The sequence below is a fragment of the Sivoneniella epilithica UHCC 1019 genome, from assembly GCF_040830845.1.
Taxonomy (GTDB): domain Bacteria; phylum Cyanobacteriota; class Cyanobacteriia; order Leptolyngbyales; family Leptolyngbyaceae; genus ULC077BIN1.
Genome location: NZ_JBFPDP010000123.1, coordinates 1 through 799, shown reverse-complemented (window position 1 = coordinate 799; position 799 = coordinate 1). Strand labels below are relative to the sequence as shown.

Annotated in this window: 1 pseudogene; it reads right to left on the bottom strand. The window is 49.8% G+C overall.

Annotation, left to right across the window (positions count from 1 at the left end):
* Positions 1 to 11: 11 nt before the first annotated feature.
* A pseudogene (locus AB3R30_RS26925) lies at positions 12 to 799 on the bottom strand (IS630 family transposase); the annotation flags it as partial.

Genomic DNA, 799 nt, shown 5'->3' with positions numbered 1-799 from the left:
CTAGTAGTCTGTCAAGAAAGAATTGATGGATAGAGACGCTTGAGTTTGATGCGGGCATCTTGAGTCGTAAATTGCCAATCAATCGTGCGAGATTGGGCATTTCTGCGGTTTTCCCAAGCCGCCACTTCTTGCTTCAAGCTGTCTTGGTCTGGGATGCGACGATCCAAACACTGACGGGCTAACACACTCAGTTCAATCTCTGCCATGTTGAGCCAACTACCATGCTTGGGCGTGTAACGCAGGTCTAATCGGTTCAGAATCCGTCTGGCTTCATTGGGTTCAAAGGTTTCATACAAAGCTGACGGGTGATGGGTGTTGAGGTGGTCATGCACGACCGTAATCAACTGAGCCTCCGGGTAGCGCACATCGACCAGGTATTTTATCTGATAGGCGTAGTCCTGTTTAGTCCGACGCTCGGTGACTTCCACATGCCGCCAACCCGTTAAGGGTTCAGTCATCATAAATAGATTCGCCACGCCATTGCGTTCATACTCATAGTCATACCGCTTCGGTTGACCCGGTTCGAGGGGGAGGGGAGTTTGCTTTTCGAGGACTAATTGTTTGCTGGTTTCGTCGAAACAGACCACCGGGTAACGAGGGTCATAGGCACGGGTATAAACGCTCAAAACATCTTCCATGTAATACACAAACTCGCTGTTGGCGTTGGGCGCAATTACCCAACATTCCTGCAACCAGGGTTTGAGTTCGTTTTTTTGAGCGTTTGCCGCACTGTTTCGTGAGAAATGCTTTCGACATACTTCAACTCAACCAGGCGCTCTGCCAACAGACGCACTGTCCA